The organism is Phascolarctobacterium succinatutens, from assembly GCF_958453765.1.
Taxonomy (GTDB): domain Bacteria; phylum Bacillota; class Negativicutes; order Acidaminococcales; family Acidaminococcaceae; genus Phascolarctobacterium_A; species Phascolarctobacterium_A succinatutens_B.
On record NZ_CAUDZA010000015.1, the window covers coordinates 1 to 24,107 of the forward strand.

Genomic DNA, 24,107 nt, shown 5'->3' on the forward strand with positions numbered 1-24,107 from the left:
TCGAGCACAAAAATTGGACTAGGTCGACCCAACCACAAGTAATGGACTAATGCACTTTTATTTTGTTATTACTGCCTTCAATAAAGCCATTTGAAATATTCTCACTAACAATGTTAGCTATTTCTGTGCTCCAATTAGTGAAAGTAATAATACAATGTTTGAATTCGGGAACAGAAAGTTCGGCAGCCAATAACAGCCAATCTCTTAACTGACGTTTAGCTGCTTTGCGCTCCTTTTCTTTAAAAATTTCATGGAATAATTCTTTCAACAACCAAGCTTTTTCAAGCTCGCGTGAAGAATTTAACATTCTATTTAATTCTATTTTATCCTCGTCTGTCAATTTATATTCAGGTTTAAGAAGCAGTCGGCGGCTTCTCTTAAACCATTTCCTCTTAGCATTATGAAATTCTTTCTGAATACGTTTTCTAGTGTTTTCGAGGCTGTTTGTTACTACCCTGATAACATGGAACTTATCCGCTATTATCTTGGCTTCAGGGAAGATCTTTTTAGCTACAGAACGAAATAATGTACTTAGATCCATAACCACTTTCTTAACTTTAGCTCGTTTTTCATAAGGATAGTCCAAGAAATATTTACACAAATCTGCTGAATCTCTGTTGGGTAATATATCTATGATTTTATGTTCAACGGGGTTAGAAAGATTGCATTGAAATTTTTTGCCGCCAGTATTACCTTTAAACTCGTCGATAGCTATACAGCTTGGTAATTCTGCTTTAGGATAATTGATATTGTCGAACCATCTGATAATGCTTGTTACAGATGTTCCAAACCTTCTGGCTATAGCAGAAAAGCTTTGTAGATTGAAGGTTTCTTTGATGGCTTCAAAATAAAACCTTTGAGGGAAATGACAGTATCTTTTGATATACGGATTGTTTTCTGTAAAAGTAGAGTTACAGTTTTTACAGATGTAGCGGCGTTTGCTGATAGTAACTTTTAACGGCTTTCCAGCTAGAGATAAATCTTTGACTTTCTGTAACCTGTAATCTTTGATATAAGTAGTTATATAACCGCAATGAGGGCAATGATGTTCTTTTACCGGCATTTCGATAAAAGCCTCGTAGCTATTATTGTCCTCACTTTCTCTAAAATATTTTACAGTAACCCCTTTAAAAATCGGTAAATCTTGTGTATAATTGTCTTGAAGCATAAGCTGACTGGTTCTCCTTTGTAGTTGTGATTATTTTAGCCAATGATTATTTTACTACATTTCCAGCACTTATGCTTTATTTTTTTGTCTTTAATAAAAAATAAGTGCTGGTGGTCTCAATCTTATTTTAGACCAAGACCCCAACACTTATTATAGAACCGATAAACAGGTGCTTTGAAATTTATGTTAGATTAGCTTACTCGCCCTCTTCGAGGATAGCGCGCTCAACAAATTCTCACTTCGCAAAGCTCGTGACAAATTGGAGCTTACTTGCCCTCTTTCTTGCTCCCTATTCGGTCGCAAGCGAGGACAGCGCGGCCATTTCGATTTCTCGCTTCGTTACACTCGCGACAAATCGGGTGTCATTTATCCTCTTTCTTGCTCCCTGTTCGGTCGCAAGCGAGGATAATTCGACATTCAGTTTCTCGCGTCGCTACGCTTGCGACAAACTGTGTCTCATTTACCAGTTCTGCCACGTTTGGTGAACGGTATGCCTTTAGCGCACAGCGGGCAGGTTGCCGGATCAAAGGTTTCTACGTTCAGGTGCAGCAGAGCTTCGGTGCGAACGCCGAAGTCTACCTTGCCGCCGCTGCGGTCAACCAGCAGGCCAACGCCTACGAGCTCGCCGCCATGCTCTTTAACTACTTCCATAACCTCTTTAACACTGCCGCCAGTGGTTACGATATCTTCAACAACCAGTACGCGGGTGCCTGCCGGAATTTGGAAGCCACGACGCAGAGTCATTTTGCCGTTTTCACGCTCGGTGAAGATAGCACGGGTGCCCAGAGCCTTGCCAACCTCGTGAGCCAGCAGGATACCGCCGGTCATCGGGCCAACTACCAGTTCAACATTGTCGTTTTCATAACGACGTGCGATTTCCTGGCACAGGCGCTCGGTATATTTAGGATGCTGCAGTACGTTGAATTTTTCAACATACATAGGGCTGTGCAGACCGCTGGTCAGCAAAAAGTGACCATGGAGAACTGCTTCGGTTTCCTCGAGCATTTTCATAACATCTTTTTCTTCTAAAACTGCCATTTGCTTACACTCCTTTAATCTCTTCTACAATTGCCAATGCTGCTGCTTGTCTTGCTTCAGCCTTAGTAATAGGTCTGCCTACTACGATGTGACTGCTGCCGTTTTGCAGAGCGCCTGCCGGTGTTGCTACGCGCTTCTGGTCATCCAAAGAGCTGCCCGCAGGACGCACGCCCGGGGTAACAATCAGGAACTCGGGGCCGCAAGCCTCACGGATAGCTGCAGCTTCCTTAGGAGAAGCAACAACGCCGTCCATGCCTGCTTCCTTAGCCAGCTTAGCCAGGCTGATAACTTGCTCGGCAATGGTATTTTTATAATTCAAATCAGCAAACTGTTCATCATCCATGCTGGTAAGAATGGTTACAGCAATCAGCTTCGGTGCCGGACGGCCTGCTGCCTCAGCAGCCTCATGCACAGCCTTAACAGCCTCTGCCATCATCTTTTTGCCGCCGACAGCATGAACGTTCATCATGTCTGCACCCAAATCGCTGAGTACGGTAAGTGCATGAGCAACAGTGTTAGGAATATCCTGCAGCTTGAGGTCCAGGAAAACATGCTTGCCCTGTTCCTTCAAGAAGCGGATAATTTCGCTGCCTACTGCATAATAAAGCTCCATGCCAACCTTGTAGTAGCTTACTGCGTCACCCAATTCGACAACGCAAGCCTTAGCCTGTTCCAATGTAGGAAAGTCGAGTGCGACTATTAATCTATCATCATGTTGCATGAGAAAATCTCCCTATCAAATATATTTTTTCAGGACGCCGGAGAATAACGTTATAAATCGTCGTTATTCAGCTTCGTTAAACAACGGCATGCTTGCCTTGCCATTCGGTAATGCCAACCCGACAATTTCAGAAATATTCTGCGCGTTGTGTCTGTCCAGATATGCCAGCATACCATGAGCAATGGTTTCAGCGATATCAGGCTGTACAAAGTTTGCGGTGCCAACTGCTACCGCACTTGCGCCTGCCAGCATGAACTCAATTGCATCCTCGGCACACATGATGCCGCCCATGCCAATGATGGGGATATGCACAGCCTGCGCCACCTGGTAAACCAGGCGCACTGCTACCGGACGTACAGCAGGACCGCTGAGGCCGCCGGTTACGTTGCCGAGTACAGGACGCTGACGCTCAATATCAATCTTGGTACCGAGCAGCGTGTTAATCATGGAAATTGCATCCGCACCTGCTGCTTCTACAGCCTTCGCCATCACCACAATATCAGTTACGTTCGGAGAAAGCTTGGCGATAACCATTTTGCCGGTGTTGGCCTTAACAGCACGTACAACCTCAGCAGCTGCTTCCGGCACAGTGCCGAAAACAATACCGCCCTCTTTTACGTTCGGACAGGAGATGTTGATTTCTACTGCATCAACACCGTCTACATCCAGCTTTTTGGCAACAGCGCCGTATTCCTCGGGGGTATGGCCGTAGATGTTGACAATCACAGGTACGTTATATTTTTTCAGCTCAGGCAGAGTGTGCTCCAAGAAGTACTCGCTGCCGGGGTTTTCCAGACCGATGCAGTTCAGCATACCTGACGGGGTTTCTACCGCACGCTGGCCCTTATTGCCTGCCGCAGGCTCTAAGGAAGTACCCTTTACGGTAACAGCGCCAACCTTTTCCAGGTCAAGAAAATCGGTAAATTCCAGGCCAAAGCCAAAGGTGCCGGAGCCGGTAGTAACAGGAGTAGCCATTTTCAGTCCGGCAATATCAACTGCCAGACGGCCATCATACAATGCTTTTACCATTCTCCTACCTCCTCTGCCCAGAATACCGGGCCGTCCTTGCAGACCTTGATGCGCTTGCCGATGCCTTCGCAGGCACAGGACAGGCACGCACCAAGACCGCAGGCCATGTATTTTTCCAGAGATACCTGACATTTTACGCCAGCTTCTAAGCAGGCATTAGCAACTGCGCGCATCATCGGTACAGGACCGCAAACGTATACGCAGTCATAGCCACCCTCTTTCAACAGCTGCGGCAGCAGGGCCATTACAGTACCCTTAGTGCCGACACTGCCGTCATCGGTGGTCAGGTAAATATTTTTGCTGAGGCTTTCATAAAGCTTGGTCCAGAACAATTCCTCGGCACTGCGGCCGCCCATCAGGATATCGGTATTGCCCTCACCGAAGCCCTCTGCCAAAAACAGCAGCGGAGCCAGGCCCAAGCCGCCACCAACCAGCAGCGGTTTTTTGGCGCTCATATCAAAGCCGTGTCCCAGCGGACCGACGATGCTCAGCTCGTCGCCGCTGCAAACGTCAGCCAGAATATGAGTAGCTTCACCAATGATACGGTAGATCATGGTGATGCTGCCTTCAGCCTTGTTAACTCCTGCTACGCCGAAGGGACGGCGCAGCAGCGGAGCAGTATTCTTGCACACCTTCACGTTGACGAACTGTCCGGGGACAGCCTCGGCAGCGATTTCCGGTGCATAAACATTTATTAATTTTGTCGTACTATTTAAAACTCGTTGACCAATTACCTTGGCACTCGCAATAGTTTTAGACATAATCAATCCTCCCAGGTCAGGTCCTGCAGAGCGGTAACGCGTACAACGCTGCGACGACGCATTGCGCTCATAACGTTCAGCAGCTCACGTGCAGTATCCATAGAGGTCAGGCAGGCAATTGCATGCTCTACGGTAGAACGGCGGATTTTGAAGCCGTCACGTTCAGCGTCACGGCCGTGGTTGGTGGTGTTGATAACCATACCGATGCGGCCGCTCTTGATATCATCAATCAGGTTCGGATGACCTTCGCTTACTTTGGTAGCAACCTCAACAGTTACACCGTATTGCTGCAGATATTCCGCAGTCCCGTCGGTTGCGATAACAGTGTAGCCCAGCTCTTCAAAGCCACGGGCAATAGCAACTGCCTCAGGCTTATCCATATCAGCAACGGTAATCAGGATGGCACCCTCGTGCGGTACATTGATACCGGAAGCGATGCAGGCCTTATACAGCGCACGGCTATACTGATAGTCGCAGGCCATAACCTCACCGGTGGATTTCATTTCAGGTCCAAGGGTGATATCTACGTTGCTCATCTTATTGAAGCTGAATACAGGAGCTTTAACAGCATAGTAGTCCGGGAAGAAGCGCAGGCCTGCTTGCAGTCCCTGCTCTTTGAGGCTCATGCCCATTGCGCATCTGGTAGCAACATCTACCATGGATATGCCGGTAATCTTGCTCAGGAACGGTACAGTTCTGGAGGAACGCGGGTTAACCTCGATTACATAGACATGCTCGTCACGAACGATGTACTGAATGTTGATCATGCCCTTAACTTCCAGACCCAAAGCCATCTTGTTGGTGTATTCGATAATGGTACGGATAACACTCTCGCTCAGGCTACGCGGCGGATATACGGCGATGGAGTCACCGCTGTGTACACCTGCACGTTCAACGTGTTCCATGATGCCGGGGATTAATACTTCCTTACCGTCACAGATAGCGTCAACCTCTACCTCAGTGCCCTGCAGGTAATGGTCAACCAGTACCGGATGCTCATGAGAAGCCTTAACGGCATAGGTCATGTAGTTGCGCAGCTCGTCATCGTTATAAACGATTTCCATAGCACGGCCGCCCAGTACGTAGGAAGGACGAACCATGGTCGGATAGCCAACCTTGTGGGCAGCAACCAGCGCACCCTCGGTATCGAATACGGTGTGGCCCTGCGGACGCGGAATATTGCAGCTTGTCAGCAGCTCATCGAAACGTTCACGGTCCTCAGCGCGGTCGATGCTGTCAACGGAGGAGCCCAGAATCTTCACGCCTGCGCGGGAGAGCGGGCCTGCCAGGTTGATAGCGGTCTGACCACCGAATTGAACGATAACACCTTCCGGTTTTTCTTTGTCGATAACGTTGAGAACATCCTCAACAGTCAGCGGCTCAAAGTACAGCTTATCGGAAATATCGAAGTCAGTGGAAACGGTTTCCGGGTTGTTGTTGATGATAATGGTTTCATAGCCCATTTCCTTCAACGCCCATACGCAGTGTACGGAGCAGTAGTCAAATTCTACGCCCTGACCGATACGGATAGGACCGGAGCCGAGTACAACTACTCTCTTTCTGTCGCTTACTTCAACCTCATCCTCGGTTTCGTAGCAGGAATAGTAGTACGGGGTTGCAGCTTCAAATTCCGCAGCGCAGGTATCAACCATTTTGTAGGTCGGCAGAATGCCGTTAGCCTTACGCATATCGCGGATTTCAAATTCAGTCTTGCCTACGCGTTTACCGATAACAGCATCGGCAAAACCCATTCTCTTAGCCTTACGCAGCAGGCTCGGAGTCAGCTCGTGAGTTTCCAAAGCTTTTTCCATTTTAATGATGTTTTGGATTTTGGAAAGGAACCACAGGTCAATCTTGGTGATATCGTGAATCTCTTCCAGAGTAATACCGCGGCGGATAGCCTCAGCAACAACGAAGCAGCGCTCGTCATCAATGCGTTTGATGCGGTCATGGATCTCTTCATCGCTCAAAGCCTTCAGCTCAGGCATTTCCAGATGATTGAGACCGATTTCCAGGCAACGAACTGCTTTCAGCATGGAAGCTTCAAAGCTGCGCTCAATTGCCATAACCTCACCGGTAGCCTTCATCTGAGTACCCAGGGTGCGGTCAGCGGTTACGAATTTATCGAACGGCCAACGCGGGAATTTCAGTACGATATAGTCAATGGTAGGCTCGAAGCAAGCCTTAGTCTTTTTGGTAACAGCGTTTTCGATTTCGTCCAGGTTGTAGCCGACAGCAATTTTGCTGGTAACCTTAGCAATCGGATAACCGGTAGCTTTGGAAGCCAGTGCGGAAGAACGGCTTACACGCGGGTTAACTTCGATTACATAATAGTTTTCGGAGTACGGGTCGAGAGCCAGCTGTACGTTACAGCCGCCAACTACGCCCAGCTCACGCACGATATCGATAGAAGCCTGACGCAGCAGCTGTACTTCTTTATCGCTCAGAGTCTGTGCTGGAGCCACAACGATGGAGTCACCGGTGTGTACGCCAACAGGATCCAGGTTTTCCATAGAGCAGACAGTGATGCAGTTATCAGCAGCGTCGCGGATTACTTCGTATTCGATTTCCTTCCAGCCGGCGATGCTGCGTTCAATCAGGCATTGACCGATAGGGCTGTAGCCCAGGCCCTTTTGCACGATGTCAATCAGCTCTTCCTCGTTTTCAGCAATGCCGCCGCCGGTACCGCCGAGGGTATACGCAGGACGGACAATCAGCGGATAACCGATTTCCTTGCCGAAGTCGCAAGCATCCTTAATGGTTTCTACGATAGTGCTTTCAGGAATCGGCTGATGGATTTTCTCCATAGTTTCCTTGAACATTTCGCGGTCTTCACCACGTTTGATAGCGCTGATCTGAGTGCCCAGCAGACGAACGTTGTATTTGCTCAGAATGCCTTGCTCTTCCAGTTTCATAGCCATGTTCAGGCCAACCTGACCGCCAAGTGTTGCCAACAGGGAATCAGGATGCTCACGTTTGATAATTTTTTCAATGAATTCAACGCTGATAGGTTCAACATATACACGGTCAGCCACATGCACATCAGTCATAATGGTTGCAGGGTTACTGTTAATCAGTACAACCTCCAGGCCTTCTTCCTTCAGAGCACGGCAAGCCTGGGTGCCTGCATAGTCAAACTCTGCTGCCTGACCGATAATAATAGGGCCGGAGCCGATAACGAGAACCTTTTTAACATCTTTAAGTTTCGGCATAATTAACGACCCTCCATCATATCAACAAAATGTTTAAACAAATAATCATGATCACCAGGGCCAGGGCAGGCTTCCGGATGATATTGAACGGTGAATGTAGGATGCTTGGTGTATTCCAGGCCTTCGATAGTACCGTCGTTCATGGAAATGTGGCTGATGTTGATGCCCTTGCCTTCCAGAGATTTTTCATCTACAGCATAACCGTGGTTTTGGGCGCTGATGTAGATGCGGCCGGTTGTCAGGTATTTTACCGGTTGGTTGATACCGCGATGGCCGAATTTCATTTTATAGGTATCAGCACCGTTAGCCAAAGCCATGAGCTGATGACCGAGGCAGATACCGAAAATCGGTTTCTTGCCGATTAATTTCTTAATGTTTTCAATAACCTCAGGCAAATCCTTCGGGTCGCCGGGGCCGTTGGACAGGAAGATACCGTCCGGATCACATGCCAGTACCTCTTCTGCGGTAGCGGAAGCAGGGAATACTGTCAGGCGGCAGCCAAAAGCTTCAATGGATTTCAGGATATTGCGTTTAATACCGAAGTCCATAACAGCTACATGGAGCTTGCCCTCGCCCATAGTGTAAACCTCGTGAGTAGTAACCTGCTCAACCTGGTTGTGTACTGCCGGTAAATCCAGCAGCTTCTGTACTTCATCATCAGGCATTTCTGCCGGAACGATTACGCCCTGCAGTACGCCGTGATTACGGATTTTACGGGTGATAGCACGTGTATCTACACCTGCTAAGGTCGGGATATCCTGTTCAATCAGGAAGTCCTCCAGGCTCTGCTCATTGCGCCAGTTGCTGGGGCAATCGCACAGCTCGCCGATAACGAATCCCTGGAAGAAGCATTTCTTGCCTTGGTTAAACAGCGGGTTGCAGCCATAGTTGCCTACCAGCGGATAGGTCATTACTACAATCTGACCGCAGAAGGACGGGTCGGTCAAGGTCTCCTGGTAACCGCTCATGCCGGTGGTGAATACAACCTCACCTACAGCATTGCGTTTGCCACCATACAGAGTGCCTTCAAAAACGCTGCCATCTTTTAAAACTAATTTTCCTTTCCTTACTTTTTCGTGCATACTACACCATCCCTCATTACAAAATTACCGTGCAGCATAGTGGCAACAGCCTTGCCGGTGCAAGCCTTACCTTCGTACGGGGTGAATTTGCCGCGGGTATAGAATTTGGAGCTGTCAACAGTCCATTTTTTATTCAGGTCCATAATAGTGATATCAGCAACACTGCCCTCTTTCAGAGTACCGCCGGCAAGCTTGAACAGCTTAGCAGGCTCGCAGCTCATTTTGCTGATAATAGTATTCAAATCAAATACATGGGTGTGATATAAGTCAGTCAGCATTACTGCCAGAGAGGTTTCCAGACCGCAGAAGCCGTTCGGAGCATAACGGAATTCAACATCCTTTTCTTCCGGAGCGTGCGGGGAGTGGTCGGTAACGATTGCGTCAACAGTGCCGTCCAGAACAGCCTCACGCATAGCCTGTACGTGGTCTGCACTGCGCAGCGGCGGGTTAACGCGGGTTGCGGAATTGTAATCAGCGCAAGCCTCATCAGTCAGAGTCAGATGATGTACGGTTACTTCACTGGTAACATTTACGCCGCGTTTTTTAGCCTGGCGGATGATGTCGATTGCACCCTTGGAGGCAACGTGGCAGATATGTACATGTGCGCCGGTGTATTCAGCGATGATGCAGTCACGTGCAACAGCGATATCCTCGCTGATTGCCGGTACGCCCGGTACGCCGATACGTGCGGAAACAGCGCCTTCATGCATGTAGCCTTCGGAATCCAGCTCAGGATCAATTGCATGGCACAGCAGCGGTTTGTCAAAAGCAGTTACATATTTGGCAGCCAGCACCATCAGGCGGGAGCTCTTTACATAGTGGCCGTCATCAGAGAAGCCCATAGCGCCTTTTTCTGCCATGTCGCCCATCTCTGCCAGCTCTTCGCCCTTTTCGCCCTTACTGATTGCGCCGATAACTTCAACGTTAGCGTAGCTTTCCTCGCGAGCGCGTTCTTTAATACCGCTTACTACGATGGAGGTATCAATAACAGGCTTGGTATTCGGCATGCAGGCAACGGTGGTTACACCGCCGGCAGCAGCAGCCTTGGTACCGCTGATAATATCTTCCTTAGCTTCCAGGCCGGGCTCACGCATATGAGTGTGTACGTCAATCAGACCGGGAGTTACTACGAGGCCGGTTGCATCAAAAACCTCGTCAGCAGCTTCGGCAATATTCTTGCCCAAAGCTTTAATTTTGCCATCCTCAACGAGGATATCCATTACAGCATCTAATTTTTGGCTGGGATCTACTACCCTGCCGTTTTTAATCAACGTTTTCAATGTGTTTACCTCCTGTCAAAGTCAAGAATAAGAGTGCCATACGTACAGCTACGCCGTTTTGTACCTCAGTACGGATTGCGGCGTTATCGCAGTAACCAACCTCCCAGGAGATTTCCAGACCACGGTTCATCGGGCCGGGATGCAGCACGGTTACGTCAGGCTTAGCCAGCTTCAGGCGGTTTTCGTTAATACCGAAGATACGTGCATATTCACGCGGAGACGGGAACAGGCCCTTTTGCTGACGCTCCAGCTGAATACGCAGGATATCGATTACGTCAGCGCCTTCGATTGCTTCTTCAACGCGTTTGTGTACGGTAACGCCCAGAGAAGCGATGTCATGCGGCAGCAGAGTCATAGGACCTGCAACGTGTACCTCAGCGCCCATTTTAGTCCAGGCAGCAATATTGGTGCGGGCAACACGGCTGTAGAGAATATCGCCGATAATTGCCATTTTCAAGCCCTTCAGGTTTTTGCCCTGCTCACGGATAGTAAACATATCCAGGAAGCCTTGAGAAGGATGTGCGTGTGCGCCATCGCCGGCGTTGATGATTACAGGGTCTGCAACCTTAGCAGCATAAGCTGCAGCGCCTTCAATGGGGTGACGCATAACAATCGCATCACAAGCCATGGATTGTACAGTCAGGATGGTGTCGCGCAGGCATTCACCTTTGACAACACTGGAAGAGGATGTAGTGATGTTTACTACATCGGCACCCAGATATTTGCCTGCCAGCTCGAAGGATGTACGGGTACGTGTACTGGGCTCATAGAACAGATTGATGATAGATTTACCGCGCAGTGAGGGCACCTTTTTGATATCCCTCTTCATAATCTTCTTCATTTCCTCAGCTGTTTTCAAAACCAGCTCGATTTCCTCAACGCTGAGGCTTTCCAGATCCAGTATATCTCTGCCACCCAGAGATACATTTGATTTAGCCATTAGCTTTACCTCCTGTTTTTTATAATAAAATTGCATAATAAAAGGCCTTCTCATCCCATGATGGTGCAAAAAGGCCTTAGGTTTCATAATAACTTATACCTTGCAGTCTCACAGGACCAATTTAAAGGTGCAAATTGATTGTATATATTTTACACCTTAATGAAGAATACGTCAAATATTTCGAGGTAAAATCTTGGCAGGATTTTTTTACTTATAGTATAATAAAGAAGATTAAAAATTAGCGAGGTAATTATGCGAAACACCATTATAGATAATCTGCGTGGCATCTGCATGCTTGGCGTCATCGGTATTCATATCGGCAGCCTGGCACTTGCCCCCAACAACTTTACTCTTTACTTATTACTGGAGATTTTAAGCCGTTACAGTGTCCCCTCCTTTTTCTTTATCTCCGGCTACGGTCTGGCCTGTACGGATAAAGGCCTTTTAAGCGGCAGCCGGCTGAACTATATCGACTTTATGAAGAAGCGTCTGCGGGGAGCAGGCCTGCCCTATCTCAGCTGGTCGTTTTTTTACATGCTCTACTTCTGGCTGATTCTGCCACCGGGCTTCGTCAGCTGGAATCCGCTGCATGTGGCCTATGTTTTATTCTTCGGCCTGGGCTGCTACCATTTGTATTTTATGGTCATCCTGCTGTGGTTTTATGCAAGCTATCCGCTCTGGCGCCGGCTTCTGCGTATAATTATACATCAAAGCATGCCGTTCATGCTAGTGCTTTTATTCATTTTCCAGCTTGCTTTCAACTGGTGGACAACGCATCCGGGCTTGAATACAGCGGGTTGGAGCGTCTTGGCTAAAAATTTCTTTGATTATCGCCTCAACTATCTTCCCTTGCATTATTTACTTATTTTTATAAGCGGCGGCCTGGCAGCCTGCTATTGGGAAAAATTCATCGCCCTCCTGCGCAGATACAGCGCCATGGTATGCATAATTTTTGCTGCAAGCGTTGCCTGGGACGTACAAAGCTGTTACGAAGCAGTTACGGTCAAAGGCTACACGCTGATTGATCTGGCCAACACCTATCACCAGCTCAGCCCGCAGGGACTCTGCTACACCGTAGGCTCACTGCTCTTCTTCTGCCTGGCACTGGATTGGCTGGAGCGCAAGGCGCAGGCAAAAGCACATACAGAGGCTCCCAATGCACTAGATATACATCAAGCAACATCGCATACTGAGGCTCCCCTTGTCGTCGCAAGCGACATTAGCACGACCAACAGCTTGTCGCCGCGCAAGCTCACGACAAGCTGGGTCTTAGCGTCGGGGAGCTGTCACCGCAAGGTGACTGAGAGGGGTTCCCTCGCCAACCTCCTCTATAAAGCCATCAGCATCCTCTCCGCTTATTCTATGCTCATCTACTTTGTGCATCCGTTGCTTTTGGACTGGCTCAGCAGCGCCTATAACCATTTCGGCATCATCATGACCGTTAAAAAGGTAGCCCTTTCCTACGTATTGCTGGTGCTCGGCTCGCTGGCCCTCAGCATCCTGCTGACAAAGGTGTTTGCTAATGCAAGTACCTTAAAGCTGCTGTTTACTGGCAAACGGTGAGTTTAATACAAAGCAAAAAGACGTTGCGTGCTTTTTCAAGCATACAACGTCTACTTTTTTTGCCATTTTAAATTTTACAGCTGAGCCTTCATTAATTTCTTATATACCTCAACGCCGGGCTGGTCAAATGCATCCACATCCGCCAGCTCGCCCTCATAGGCAATCGTCAGCATCAAAAAGTACATCAGCTGACCAAGATAATACTCATTCAGCTTCGGCAGTGTAAAGCGCGCATTGTAACGGTTATCACCCGTCAGCGCCGCTTCATTGGCATTCAGTGCCGCCTTGAGCGCCTTCGCCATATCCATGCCCTCGTATTTATCAAAGAACGGTACATCGGCAAAAGGATTGTGCAAAACTGCCTCAACCTCAGGATTGGCAACCTCCAGGAACTGCACCACCTTATTCAGACGGCCGTCCTGATGCTGCTGTGTCTGTGCATGCATATCCGTTGTGCCGACAGCAACAATCGGCGTTCTTCCGTAGTAAACAGTTGCACCCTCACGGTTACGGCGCTTGCCAAGCGATTCCGCCAGCAGCTGCACATACCATTCGCTCAACGATTTCAGGCGCATGCTGTACGGCATGAACACTTCAATATCACGTCCGCGCTCATAGGCCATGAATTTCAGCAAAGCGTTGAGCAGCGCAGGATTCTCCGCAAGCTCTGCCTGCTGGCAATAGATATCCATATCACGCGCACCGCGCAAAAACTCTTCGATATCTCCGCCCAAGGCAGCCATCGTTACGAGTCCCGGGTCAGTCATAATGCAGAAGCGTCCTCCAATGCCCTCCTTGATGTCAAAGCGCTCCCAGCCAAATTTTTCCGCCAGCTGCAAAAGCGGCGCATTTTCCACCGGAGCCTTTAAATCAGTAACTACCGTGCAGTCAAGGTCGATATCTGCGTTTTTAGACAGATTATCATAGAAATACGTAAAGGCAGAAATTGTTTCCAGCGTAGTACCGGATTTAGAAATCGGCACCAGCATAATCTTTAGCTTCTTGCCTTCTTGCGCACTTACTCCAGCCATACGGCGCATCTTGAACAGCAAGCTGTTGCAGTCCACCGGATCAAGATTATTGCCGGAAAAATAAATGCAGGGCTGGCCTTGGCGCAGTGTTGCACTGGTATTCCAATGATAACCGCCAAAGGCATCAAACAGCACCTTGTTGCCCAAGTAGGAGCCGCCAACGCCCAAAAAGATTACGACATCTTTACTGCGCAGATGCTTGCTGTAGCGCATCAGCTTAATAATCGACTGCTCCGTATTGGGGTTGCCGTCAGCAATATATGGCATCCGCGGAAAGTAAACATGCTCCGGCGTGCCGTCCTTAGATAAATGCTTCTTGGAAAAACCGGTACGGCGCAGCTCGCACACAGCCTTCTCGGCTACGGCTCCCTGCTGCTGCAGTGCCTGCTCCACTTCCTGCGCTTGCAGTCTGCCCGCTCCAACCATATTGCTGAAGTCAAAAACAATACCACTGGGCATAACAATTTTATAATCCAAAATATACACTCCCAAATATTAGTTGCACCTATAATATGCTATTGTACATATGTTATTATAATATATTCATATAGCAAGTTCCATAGACCATAAGAGCAAGTAATATTTTATTGTAAACAAGGCTAAAGCTTTATTTTACCTCTACCAGCTCAATATGGAAGTTCAGTTCCTTACCAGCCATTTCATGGTTAGCATCAAAGGTGATATTGGTATCATCCTTTTCGGTTACCAGTACAGGTACGGGCTGACCAAATTGGTTCTGCAGGTAAACTCTCTGGCCAACGGTCAGGTTTTCGGAACCCGGCAGCTGGGTAATCGGCATGGTGAAGATAGCCTTCGGGTCAGCCTCGCCATATGCTTCTGCCGGCAGCAGATGGATGTCAACCTCAGCGCCGACCTCCAGGTCAGCAACAGCTGCATCAAAGCCTTTAATCATCTGGCCTGCGCCGCAAACAAATTCCAGCGGCTCGCCGCGGTCATAAGAAGAATCAAATTGCTTGCCGTCATTAAAGGTACCTTTATAGTGTACGCGACAGGTTTTTCCTACATTACGTCCGGTTAATTCATTGCTCATTATTAAATCACCTCATAAAAATTTTTGATATAAAGCCTGCATAAGCGTATATCAGTAACAGTTATGTATATTATACTATATATTTCGCCTTATTTCACCTCTAAAAAATGGCAGCCGGTTAAATTCCGACTGCCATAATTATTTTCGGCTCTGCGCAGCAGCGCTTTTATTCACCTTCCTGCAGAAAGATACTGCCTCATCAGACCCTTAAAGCCCTGCTTTTTGAAGTCCTTCAACGGCAAAAATTCAATCTCAACACTGTGATTAGCATATTCAGACCTCATTTCATTGAACTCTTCCACAGTCATGTCCGTTTCCTGCGAAGCATCTGCCTCGCTTCTGCAGGTCATGTTGCGGTAAACGCCAAGACCGTCATCCTTCGGCCAGGTAAAATAAAGCTCATAGCATCCAAGGTTGCCGCCAGGCTGCAAATGCTCAACAGCAAGCACCTGATGCGAAATGCCGGTGCCGCCTCGTGTCACCAGATTGTTATTTGCCATAAGCTGCAGACTGCTGCGGCTCCAGCCCTCCGCAACGTATTTCACTCTGCTATCCGCAAAGGTGTAAATCGCATAAATCTCCTTACCGTAATGCCCCGCGCCGCGTTTTTGGCTAATCCAACCGATAAGCAGCTCCGGAACACCGTCGCCGCTGATATCCTGCAGCGTGTAGCCAAGCTGCTGCAGGGCCGCCTCACGCTTGGCGAAATCCCGCACCTCACAGATGCCTGTTCTGCCCTGCTCAGGCAGGTTATCACTATTACCATTGGCGATAAATTCATAAACGCTGTCCACAACATTCGCATATTCCTGCTCGTAGAATGGTACAGCTTTGGCAGCGGCCTCCGTCTTAGGCAGATTCATCTGCGGTACTACGGCATTTTTCTCTGTGCCGTAACCGGCAAACGCCACCAGAAGCATTGCCAGACACATGCTCTTAAACAGCTTCCGCTTCATTACGCCACCTCCTGTCAAAAGATGTTTTAGCAAAAATTTCTTTGTCCTTTACTTTGCTTAATGAACGTCATGCTCGCAGTAAATAATTTCCGAAATCACCTCTTTAGAATCCAATTTCACATAAAAGCTCTTGTGCAGGAATTTTTGCCCTCTTGCGTTATAGGCATATTTCAACCAGCCGATCATATAATGCGTATCAGAACGGCCTCTGCTCATATAATCATACTCCCAGCCGTTCATTTTCAGGTACCCGTCCAAACGAATCTGGCTGTCAGTATTAAGCAGCTGGCCGACAGCATAGCCTGCCATCATGCCATGAAGCTTATTGATTTTCACCTCACTAACTCTGTTTTTTGACGAATCTATATAGAACAAGCGCGGTCCGACCTGCAGCTTTTTATCAGCATAGGTGATAGTATCATCCGTATTCTTTTCCATACGCCCCAAGTAATAGGCATTCGAAGCAAAAATTTCCGGATCCATAATCCAATCTGCTTCGAGGGCAGCATTAAAGCGTCCTTCTGCGCTGGCAGCTTTCGGTGTTACATCAAGATATTTGCTTGCCATAAAACCAACATGGCCCTTTTCAGTAGTACCAAGAAGCCATTTGTATTCACTGTTTACTACATCCACAACTCTGCTTACATAAAATTTATCTCCCCTTTGCAGCATGGTGATAACATCACAATCGGTGTTAGGCTGTGTTCTGACATTAACATCGGTTGTGTTGCAATATACCTCCAGCGGCCATCCGGGATAAGACCTGAGCTCGTTGGCCAAATAATCTGTATTAACCTCGGCAAAGGCAGTGTTGGCAAATATTGCCAGACCAAGCGCTGCGCTTAAGAATATTTTCTTTTGCATATCCATCCCTCCTATTCCTGCCATCTGCGTTACGGGCAGTTGTTTTCCTGATTATATTTTAACTTGAAAATAAGAAAAGCGCCCCACCCGAAAGCGTGAATTCGGGTAGGGCGAGAGGGAATTGGGGGGAGGAAGGATATATTTTTATGCCTCATCAAGCTCCTGCAAGCGTTTCAGCCATCTTGCAACAGCGCCACTTTCGATAAATTCTAATAACGCACCATCACAAAAGCGCTCTGCCCTAAGAGAAGCTATCAGTAAAGCCAATATGCATTGAGCATCTAATCCAGAAGCATCGGCTTTCATCATGGAATCATAACCCCATTCTATGCCATTAGCATTAAGAATATCTGCATATTTACTCGGTACTATCTCATCACTTTCTTTGGCAAATTTATAGATATCATCTGCCAACTTCTTAACCGTTATAGAATAAATGACGAAAGGAAGGTGCATCGGTCTTTCCGAAGAACCATCATTTTCCTTATCACAACTCCATTCACCAACAATATCATTTTTCAAAAGGTTGATATATTTTGTCAACACAGAGTATTTTTTCATCACACTTCATCCCTCTTCCAATCTCTCCACACTATCATAACACGACAATTCATTTTCATTATCTCTATTATATCATTAAAACCCGAAAACTTTCTTGCCTCATATACCATTTTCAATAATTCAGTGTATAATTAAAGCATAAATAATTTTTCAGAAACGGAGAATCCTCACATGAAATGCTTACTCATTAAAAACGCGGACATATACGCTCCGCAGCCCCTCGGAATAGTCGACATCCTGATCATCAATGACAAAATCGCCAAAATAGGCCCACAGCTTACAGCTCCGCAAGGCTTAAACTGCCAAATTCTTGATGCCCAAAAGCGCAAGGTTGTCCCCGGTTATGTTGACCAGCACGTGCACATCATCGGTGGCGGCGGTGAATCAGGCCCCTACAGCCGTACTCCGGAAATCAACCTGAGCGAGCTGACCAAGGTCGGCATTACTACCGTAGTTGGCGTTTTGGGTACAGACGGCACCTCCAGACACAACGAAAGCCTGCTGGCGAAGGCCAGAGGCCTGACGCATGAAGGCATCACCGCGTACATGCTCACCGGCTCCTACGAAATCCCCCTGCACAACATGACCGGCGATGTGCGCCGCGACATCATCCTGATTAACGAATGCCTTGGCATCGGCGAGGTTGCCTTATCCGACCACAGAAGCTCGCAGCCTACACGCGAGGAGCTGGAAAAGGTGCTTACGCAGGCTCGCCTGGGCGGTATGCTTTCCGGCAAGGCCGGCGTTGTACAGTTCCACATGGGCGTAGGCAAGCGTGGCATGGATGTCCTTCTGGCGATTGTACGCGAAACGGAAATCCCCGCCCGTCATTTTATCCCTACCCATGTTAATCGTGCCTTTCATCTTTTTGAACAGGCCAAGGAATTTGCCCGTCTGGGCGGCTATATAGACATCACCTCCGGCATCAGGGAGCAGGACGGCTTCCCAGCCTGCGTCAAGCCCAGTGACGCCATTAAAATCCTTTATGAAGAAGGCGTGCCGATGGACAGAGTCACCATGAGCTCGGATGCCAACGGCTGCATGAGCGTAACGCTTCCCGACGGCAGCCAAAAGCAACTTGCCGTTTCGCCGGATTCCTTCCAGGAGGAGGTTAAGGATGCTCTGCTTGCAGGCGTTCCCCCGGAGGTTGTGGCAAAGGTTGTCAGCAGCAATCCGGCGCAGGCCAACGGTCTGTATCCGCAAAAGGGCTGCCTGCAGGCCGACAGTGATGCCGATCTGATTATTTACAGCAACAGCTATGACGTAGATACCGTAATCGCCAAAGGCCAAATCATGGTGGCAGCAGGCGAAGCGCTTGTCAAAGGCACCTTTGAAAAATAAACAGTGTAACGAAAAATCCCCTGCACAAGCCTCTGCTTATGTAGGGGATTAATTTTTTATGATATTTTCGTTATAGCTTGACGCACTCAGGCCGTCGCTTATCTGGCAACAGAAAGCTGCTGCTGCATCAGCGGAATCATATCCTCTATGGTTTCATATGCCAGCTCATGATTTACATACTGCGGCTGAACGCACTGCAGAATCTGCTTGGCTGCCGTGGTAGTAAAAGGCTTATGCCGGTCAATCGCCGCAATATGGCGCCAAATAAGCTCCGAATCACAATTAGCCGGCACCTTGCGTTCAAAGCTGCGCAAATACTTGCCGGAAAGCGAGCAGGAAAGATGCACGCCCTTTATCAGCTCAGCATACGGACCGAGCTTGTCCACCGTGCGGCAGACAAAATCCGCTGCCTCCGCCTCTGTGCGCAGACGCGGATTTGTATTCATCAGGTGACCGGTATCAAGCATAATGCCGACGTTTTTGCGTTCAATGCGCTCAAAGAAAAACTTCACCTTGCGCGCATCCGTCAGGCGCAGACCGGGCCACCACAAATTCTCAAACAGCACCGTAACATTGGCAGGAATCTCATCTGCCACAGCATTAAAAACATCTGCCGAAGCAGCCAATACCTCACGGTCATCATAATGGAAATCAAAGGTAAATATTGTTTCTGTATCAGCCTCTGCTACATGCCACACCAGATATTCCGGCTTCTGCGAAATAGCAGCGCAGATATTACGGCGGATTACAGCCAGCCATTCATCACAGCTCATGGCTGTCTTAAAATATGTCTGGCGTTCGTGGATACTGCGGAATTGCTGCTGCAGACGTTTAGCCTTTCTCAGCCAGAAATCCATCCAGTACGGCCAATAATTCAAATGTGCGCCAATAGTCAGCTCCTTGTAATCAGGGAATGTTTCCGGATCTCTGTAAACAAACTGTTCAATACCGTCAACCCCCAGCTGCTGCACTAAACCGGCTAAGGTCATCCCCTTACGCTTCAATTCATCTTCATACCAATCAATCGGACAATAGTTAATAAGATGCTTAGTCATTTCTCACCCTTCTTTGCTACATACTGAACGCTCTTAGCGTAAACCTTGCTTTAAATGTGCTACCGGCAAATAGCTTGAAATTCTTGTTTCTTGTTTCATAAAAAAACTGCGGCGGTAACGCTGCAGTCATAATTTAGCTCACGCAAGCAGCACTACTGAAATACTAAAGATGGTTTTACCATCCTTCCTTTCACCTGTACATCGCAAGCTTGCGGAAAAAACTTTTGGGCATAGGCACTCTGACTAAGCTCATCGCCAGGGCAGCATCTTGTGAGGATATGCGCTGCCAAGCTCACATTACAGTTGCGGTACAGTACCAGATTTGCACTGGTTTTCCTTCTGCTCAAAGCATATTAAGTTTTTATTGTCTTGCTTTCTTTATCTGACGAAAGCTGTGTAATAGTAATCTCTACTATTTATAGTATAATTAGTATATCATCAATCAAAAATTTTGGCAAGAAAGATATGAAAATTTTTCCGTATCCATACTGCAGAAATAATAAACTCCCGCAAGCACTATGCTTTCGGGAGTTTGTTGTTGAATATGCGCCATGACGCAGACAAGGCTTTAGCGACAGTTTTAATAAAACAGGACTTTAGCGACAGACTGTAATTGGTACAAGTGCAGGAAGTCCATTACTGCACGCAAACTCATCCGCCTGCACGCGGAACACATCCGCCAGCAGCTTGGACGTAACAATTTTCTTCGGCTCACCGCTGACTACGAGGCGTCCCGCCTTGATAACGGCAACGTAATCGGCGTATTGAATAGCATGGTTCAAATCATGGATAACCATTACTACAGTCAGTCCCAGCTCTTTGTTGAGCTTATCAAGCAGCTGCATAACCTCCAGCTGGTGACAGATATCAAGATAGGTCGTGGGCTCATCGAGCAGCAGCACCTGCGGTCTTTGCGCAAGCGCCATCGCTATCCAGGCGCGCTGACGCTCGCCGCCGCTCAACGTGTGCAAAAGGCGGTGGCTCATCGACGTCATATTGGTCTGCTCCAGTGCCCAGGCAACGTGCTGTGCATCATCCTTATCACCGCGGCCCAAAAAGCTGCGATGCGGAAAGCGTCCCATTTCAACCAAATCCTGCACCGTCAAATCCGTAGGCGCAACCGGTGACTGCGTCAAAATTGCCAGGCAGCGGGCAAATTCACGGTGCGACAGGCTATGAATATCCTTGCCCAGGAAGCTGATGCTGCCCTTAGCGCACGGCAAGATGCGGGCAATAGCCTTAAGCGTTGTACTTTTACCGCAGCCGTTGGGGCCGATGATAGCGGTAATCTTGCCCTCGGGTATCGCCAGCGACAAATCATGGATGATTGTTTTTTTGTTAATTGCTATATCAATATGCGTTGCCTCTAAAACAGCTTTAAAGGGCGCTGCATTATTTTGTGTCATCAGATTTCCCTCCTTAACAGGAACAAGAAGAAGGGCGCGCCCAAAAAGGCCATAATAATACCAACAGGCAGTTCAATCGGCGCAAAAATTACACGCGCAAAGGTATCACTGAGCGTAACAATGGCAATGCCCAAAAGTGCGGAAGCAGGCAGCAGAAAGCGGTAGTCGCTGCCTATCAGCAGTCGCGCCGCATGCGGCACCACAAGGCCGACAAAGCCAAGCAGGCCGACAACGCTGACAGCGCTGGCTGCGAGCAAGGCTGCAATAGCCGTAAGAATAATGCGCGTTACCTCAACATTGACGCCAAGACCGCGCGCCATCTCATCGCCCAGCTGCAGGATATTCAAATAAGCGGCACTGGCAAGCGCCAGAATCAGGCCGATAACAGCATACGGCAAAATAATATTTACATGCGGCCAGCTGCGTGCGGCAAGACCGCCTACCATCCACATTAAAGCGCCATGCACTCTGTCGCTGTAAAAAATCATCAGGCCGCTGATACCTGCACCCAAAAAGGCAGATACCGCAACACCGGCCAAAATAATACGCACCGGCTTGATGCCGTTTTTCCACGCCAGAATATAAATGCAGACAGCAGCCAGCATTGCACCGATGAAGGCAACAGGCGTAATCAGATATTCCATCGCCGGGAACAAAATCATAATTACAACACCTGCCAGTCCTGCGCCGGAGCTGATGCCGATAATATGCGGGTCTGCCAGCGGATTACGCATAATCGCCTGCAGAATTGCACCGGAAAGCGACAGGTTGATGCCGACCAAGGCACCGACGATGGTGCGCGGCATACGGATGTTCCAGATAATCTGACTGCGCGGATCATTACCGGGATTAAGCAGAATATCGGTAATCTCCTTAATGTTGATAATGCTGGAGCCTTTTGTTAAGCTCAAAAAGCTGCCCAATACTGCCAAGAACAAAAATATTACAAGAATAGTAATACGCCATTTAGTACGGCCGATACCAAAATGCTCCGTCTGCTCTGCAGACTGCTTATTTTCCATTAGTAAAGACCTCCGGATAAACCTGCTGTGCCATAAACTTTACAGCCTCAGGATAGCGCAGGCCTGGGTTAATCAAGAACAGTTTTTCCGGCAGCACATATACTCTGCCTGCTTTTACAGCCGGCAGACTGTTCCATGCGGGGTTATTTTTAAAGTCGGTGCGCAGACGGTTTTCAATTTCCTCAGGCTTACCCATAGAGGTAATAAAGATAATTTCCGGGTTCTGCTCAACCAGTGTTTCCATGCTGTAAGGAGTTTTATTGGATTTTCCCTTGAGCGCTGCGGCTGCAACATTTTCAAAGCCCAGGATGTCGCTTACACAGCCGGCAATGCTGTGCGAGCCTTCTACCGTAACGGCGCTGGCTGTTGCATGCATAATAACGATGCGTTTCTTTTCCTTAGGCAGCTTACCGGTAACGGCGGCAACCTGTTTATCCAACAGCTCATTTTCCTTTTTGGCCTTATCCTGCGTACCATAAATATCGCCCAATGTTTTGATGGTACCCTTTACATCCTCAAAGGTTTGGGTATCAAACTCCACTACGTTGATTTTGTTGGATTGCAGCATGGGAATAAATTTATCATGCTGATTTTTGCTGGCCAGAACCAGATCAGGCTTCAGGCCCACAAGCGCTTCCATATTAATATTGTAGACCATGCCTACCTCCGGCACAGACTTCATAGATTCGGGAATTTTGCCTACCTTGGAGCTGGCGCGACCGACTACGGTGCCGCCGACAGCCTCAATCATACTCAAATATGAAGGGCTGAGGCTTACCACTCTTTCAGGCTTTTTGGCAAGCGAAACCTGTCTGCCTGCAGCATCGGTAAGCTGCAGATAAGCCTTGTCACCGCCAGTCTGCGTTCCTACACCGCCGCAACCGGCAGCAAGCAGCATAGCCGCACATAATAGACCACAAGCAATTTTTTTCAAGATCATGTTAATCACCTCATACTCAACTTACATTGCCCAAGTCCCAAGCTTTGGCAATATATATAACTCTCTGATAAAAAAAGCTTAATAATATCGCCCTCATAATAGCACAAATCAGAAGTGTAGTCAATGAAAGTTGCTAAGAAGCGCTCATAATAGTATAATAAAATGAATAAGCATGTTATAAAAAAAGGAGTAATATATTATGGAAATCAATGCAATGATTAACCGCATAAATGCATTAGCCAAAAAGAAGAAAACTTCCGGTCTGACCCCGGAGGAGCTGGCAGAACAAAAGGAGCTGTACAAGGAATATCTTTCCAACATCCGCAGCCAGCTGAAGGCACAGCTCGATAACATCGAGGTAGTCGACGAGCTGCCGGATAAAAATCAGCTGCACTGATGGCTGCTATCCTATCGCCATCCATGCTGGCCTACGAGGACGATTTTCTGCTGATTATCGATAAGCCTGCAGGCATGCTGGTACACCCCACTGTCAGCGAGCGCGGTACTACGCTTTACGATTACGTAAAGGCGTATTATGAAGCCAACGGCATTAATGCCGGTATACATCCCGTGTCGCGTCTGGACCGCAACACCTCCGGCCTCGTCATTTTCGCCAAGGAGCCTGTAGTCCAACACTGGCTGAGCCAGCAGCAGGTTGAAAAGGAATATCTGGCACTGGCCTGCGGACGCTTTGAAAACAGCAAAGGTATTATCGAAGCGCCTATCGCCCGCAAGGAGGGCAGCATCATCGAACGCTGCGTTGATTACGAACGCGGCAAATACGCCAAAACAGCCTATGAAGTTTTAGCAGCCTACAGCAGCTGCACGCTGCTCAAGGTTCGTCTTTTTACCGGACGCACGCACCAGATACGCGTGCACCTTGCCTCCATCGGCCATCCGCTCGTAAACGACAACCTTTACGGCACTCCCGGCCCCCAAGCGCGCCATGCGCTGCATGCCTATCGTCTGGCCTTTAAGCATCCGGTAAGCGATGTATTTTTAGAAATTACCCGCGCTTTGCCGGAGGATTTACAGAAACTTCTGTACTAAATAAGCAGACCATGATATAATTAGTGTATACTAATG

21 protein-coding genes and 1 pseudogene are annotated in these 24,107 nt (G+C 48.2%); 4 read left to right on the top strand and 18 right to left on the bottom strand.

All coding sequences use genetic code 11. The features are described from left to right. Positions 1-46: 46 nt before the first annotated feature. From Q7Q81_RS07020 to Q7Q81_RS07060, 9 genes are all read right to left on the bottom strand, one after another. Entirely contained in the window at positions 47-1,168 is a 1,122-nt protein-coding gene (locus Q7Q81_RS07020) for an ISL3 family transposase (RefSeq protein ID WP_304274790.1), read from the bottom strand. A 456-nt stretch (positions 1,169-1,624) separates the two neighbouring features. Continuing rightward, the gene (gene pyrE / locus Q7Q81_RS07025) at positions 1,625-2,206 is read right to left on the bottom strand and encodes an orotate phosphoribosyltransferase (RefSeq protein ID WP_293392852.1); all 582 of its coding nucleotides are present in this window, start codon (positions 2,204-2,206) and stop codon (positions 1,625-1,627) included. Positions 2,207-2,210: 4 nt separating this feature from the next. Beyond that, positions 2,211-2,927 carry an orotidine-5'-phosphate decarboxylase gene (pyrF, locus tag Q7Q81_RS07030; protein WP_021719580.1) on the bottom strand — a complete coding sequence of 239 codons (717 nt, stop codon included), beginning with the start codon at positions 2,925-2,927 and terminating at the stop codon, positions 2,211-2,213. A gap of 63 nt (positions 2,928-2,990) precedes the next feature. Then, positions 2,991-3,956: a dihydroorotate dehydrogenase gene (locus tag Q7Q81_RS07035; protein ID WP_293809504.1), complete on the bottom strand. Its 966-nt coding sequence runs from the start codon at positions 3,954-3,956 to the stop codon at positions 2,991-2,993. After that, a complete protein-coding gene (locus Q7Q81_RS07040) occupies positions 3,950-4,717 on the bottom strand; it encodes a dihydroorotate dehydrogenase electron transfer subunit (RefSeq protein WP_304077061.1) in 768 nt (255 codons plus the stop codon). The genes Q7Q81_RS07035 and Q7Q81_RS07040 overlap by 7 nt, the downstream gene beginning before the upstream one ends. A gap of 2 nt (positions 4,718-4,719) precedes the next feature. Beyond that, positions 4,720-7,929, bottom strand: a complete 3,210-nt coding sequence (gene carB, locus Q7Q81_RS07045; RefSeq protein WP_304274795.1) for a carbamoyl-phosphate synthase large subunit — start codon at positions 7,927-7,929, stop codon at positions 4,720-4,722. A 2-nt stretch (positions 7,930-7,931) separates the two neighbouring features. After that, on the bottom strand, positions 7,932-9,011 hold the full coding sequence (locus Q7Q81_RS07050) for a carbamoyl phosphate synthase small subunit (RefSeq protein WP_304274799.1): 1,080 nt from the start codon (positions 9,009-9,011) through the stop codon (positions 7,932-7,934). Beyond that, positions 8,996-10,291 carry a dihydroorotase gene (locus Q7Q81_RS07055; RefSeq protein WP_304274802.1) on the bottom strand — a complete coding sequence of 432 codons (1,296 nt, stop codon included), beginning with the start codon at positions 10,289-10,291 and terminating at the stop codon, positions 8,996-8,998. Before Q7Q81_RS07055 ends, Q7Q81_RS07050 begins: the two co-directional genes overlap by 16 nt. Beyond that, entirely contained in the window at positions 10,275-11,231 is a 957-nt protein-coding gene (locus Q7Q81_RS07060; protein ID WP_040564652.1) for an aspartate carbamoyltransferase catalytic subunit, read from the bottom strand. Before Q7Q81_RS07060 ends, Q7Q81_RS07055 begins: the two co-directional genes overlap by 17 nt. Positions 11,232-11,483: 252 nt before the next feature. On the opposite strand from Q7Q81_RS07060, the gene Q7Q81_RS07065 reads away from it, so the two are divergent. Next, positions 11,484-12,794, top strand: a complete 1,311-nt coding sequence (locus Q7Q81_RS07065) for an acyltransferase (protein ID WP_304274804.1) — start codon at positions 11,484-11,486, stop codon at positions 12,792-12,794. 74 nt (positions 12,795-12,868) lie between these two features. Here Q7Q81_RS07065 and Q7Q81_RS07070 read toward each other — a convergent pair whose 3' ends face one another. The 5 genes and pseudogenes from Q7Q81_RS07070 to Q7Q81_RS07090 form a co-directional block, all read right to left on the bottom strand. Then, positions 12,869-14,284: a glucose-6-phosphate isomerase gene (locus Q7Q81_RS07070; protein ID WP_368502118.1), complete on the bottom strand. Its 1,416-nt coding sequence runs from the start codon at positions 14,282-14,284 to the stop codon at positions 12,869-12,871. 148 nt (positions 14,285-14,432) lie between these two features. Beyond that, a pseudogene (locus tag Q7Q81_RS07075) lies at positions 14,433-14,864 on the bottom strand (FKBP-type peptidyl-prolyl cis-trans isomerase); the annotation flags it as partial. Positions 14,865-15,046: 182 nt separating this feature from the next. Then, entirely contained in the window at positions 15,047-15,832 is a 786-nt protein-coding gene (locus tag Q7Q81_RS07080; protein WP_304274809.1) for a hypothetical protein, read from the bottom strand. A 57-nt stretch (positions 15,833-15,889) separates the two neighbouring features. Further along, positions 15,890-16,696, bottom strand: coding sequence for an SH3 domain-containing protein (locus Q7Q81_RS07085; protein ID WP_304274811.1), 807 nt, complete (start codon positions 16,694-16,696; stop codon positions 15,890-15,892). Positions 16,697-16,840: 144 nt separating this feature from the next. Continuing rightward, a complete protein-coding gene (locus tag Q7Q81_RS07090) occupies positions 16,841-17,257 on the bottom strand; it encodes a DUF6508 domain-containing protein (RefSeq protein WP_304274881.1) in 417 nt (138 codons plus the stop codon). 171 nt (positions 17,258-17,428) lie between these two features. On the opposite strand from Q7Q81_RS07090, the gene iadA reads away from it, so the two are divergent. After that, complete coding sequence (gene iadA, locus Q7Q81_RS07095; protein WP_304274813.1) at positions 17,429-18,598, top strand: beta-aspartyl-peptidase; 1,170 nt, start codon at positions 17,429-17,431, stop codon at positions 18,596-18,598. 98 nt (positions 18,599-18,696) lie between these two features. Here iadA and Q7Q81_RS07100 read toward each other — a convergent pair whose 3' ends face one another. The 4 genes from Q7Q81_RS07100 to Q7Q81_RS07115 form a co-directional block, all read right to left on the bottom strand. Then, a complete protein-coding gene (locus tag Q7Q81_RS07100) occupies positions 18,697-19,653 on the bottom strand; it encodes a TIM barrel protein (RefSeq protein WP_304274815.1) in 957 nt (318 codons plus the stop codon). Between the two features lie 596 nt (positions 19,654-20,249). After that, positions 20,250-21,059 (bottom strand): ABC transporter ATP-binding protein, encoded by an 810-nt coding sequence (locus Q7Q81_RS07105; RefSeq protein WP_304274817.1) that lies wholly within the window; start codon positions 21,057-21,059, stop codon positions 20,250-20,252. Beyond that, the gene (locus tag Q7Q81_RS07110; protein WP_304274820.1) at positions 21,059-22,081 is read right to left on the bottom strand and encodes a FecCD family ABC transporter permease; all 1,023 of its coding nucleotides are present in this window, start codon (positions 22,079-22,081) and stop codon (positions 21,059-21,061) included. The genes Q7Q81_RS07105 and Q7Q81_RS07110 overlap by 1 nt, the downstream gene beginning before the upstream one ends. After that, a complete protein-coding gene (locus Q7Q81_RS07115; RefSeq protein ID WP_303707459.1) occupies positions 22,071-23,021 on the bottom strand; it encodes an ABC transporter substrate-binding protein in 951 nt (316 codons plus the stop codon). The genes Q7Q81_RS07110 and Q7Q81_RS07115 overlap by 11 nt, the downstream gene beginning before the upstream one ends. A gap of 199 nt (positions 23,022-23,220) precedes the next feature. Between Q7Q81_RS07115 and Q7Q81_RS07120 the strand changes: the two genes are divergently transcribed. Together Q7Q81_RS07120 and Q7Q81_RS07125 are read left to right on the top strand one after the other, a co-directional pair. Next, on the top strand, positions 23,221-23,418 hold the full coding sequence (locus tag Q7Q81_RS07120; protein WP_304274822.1) for a DUF896 domain-containing protein: 198 nt from the start codon (positions 23,221-23,223) through the stop codon (positions 23,416-23,418). After that, positions 23,418-24,071, top strand: coding sequence for an RluA family pseudouridine synthase (locus Q7Q81_RS07125; RefSeq protein WP_304274825.1), 654 nt, complete (start codon positions 23,418-23,420; stop codon positions 24,069-24,071). Before Q7Q81_RS07120 ends, Q7Q81_RS07125 begins: the two co-directional genes overlap by 1 nt. Positions 24,072-24,107: the final 36 nt, after the last annotated feature.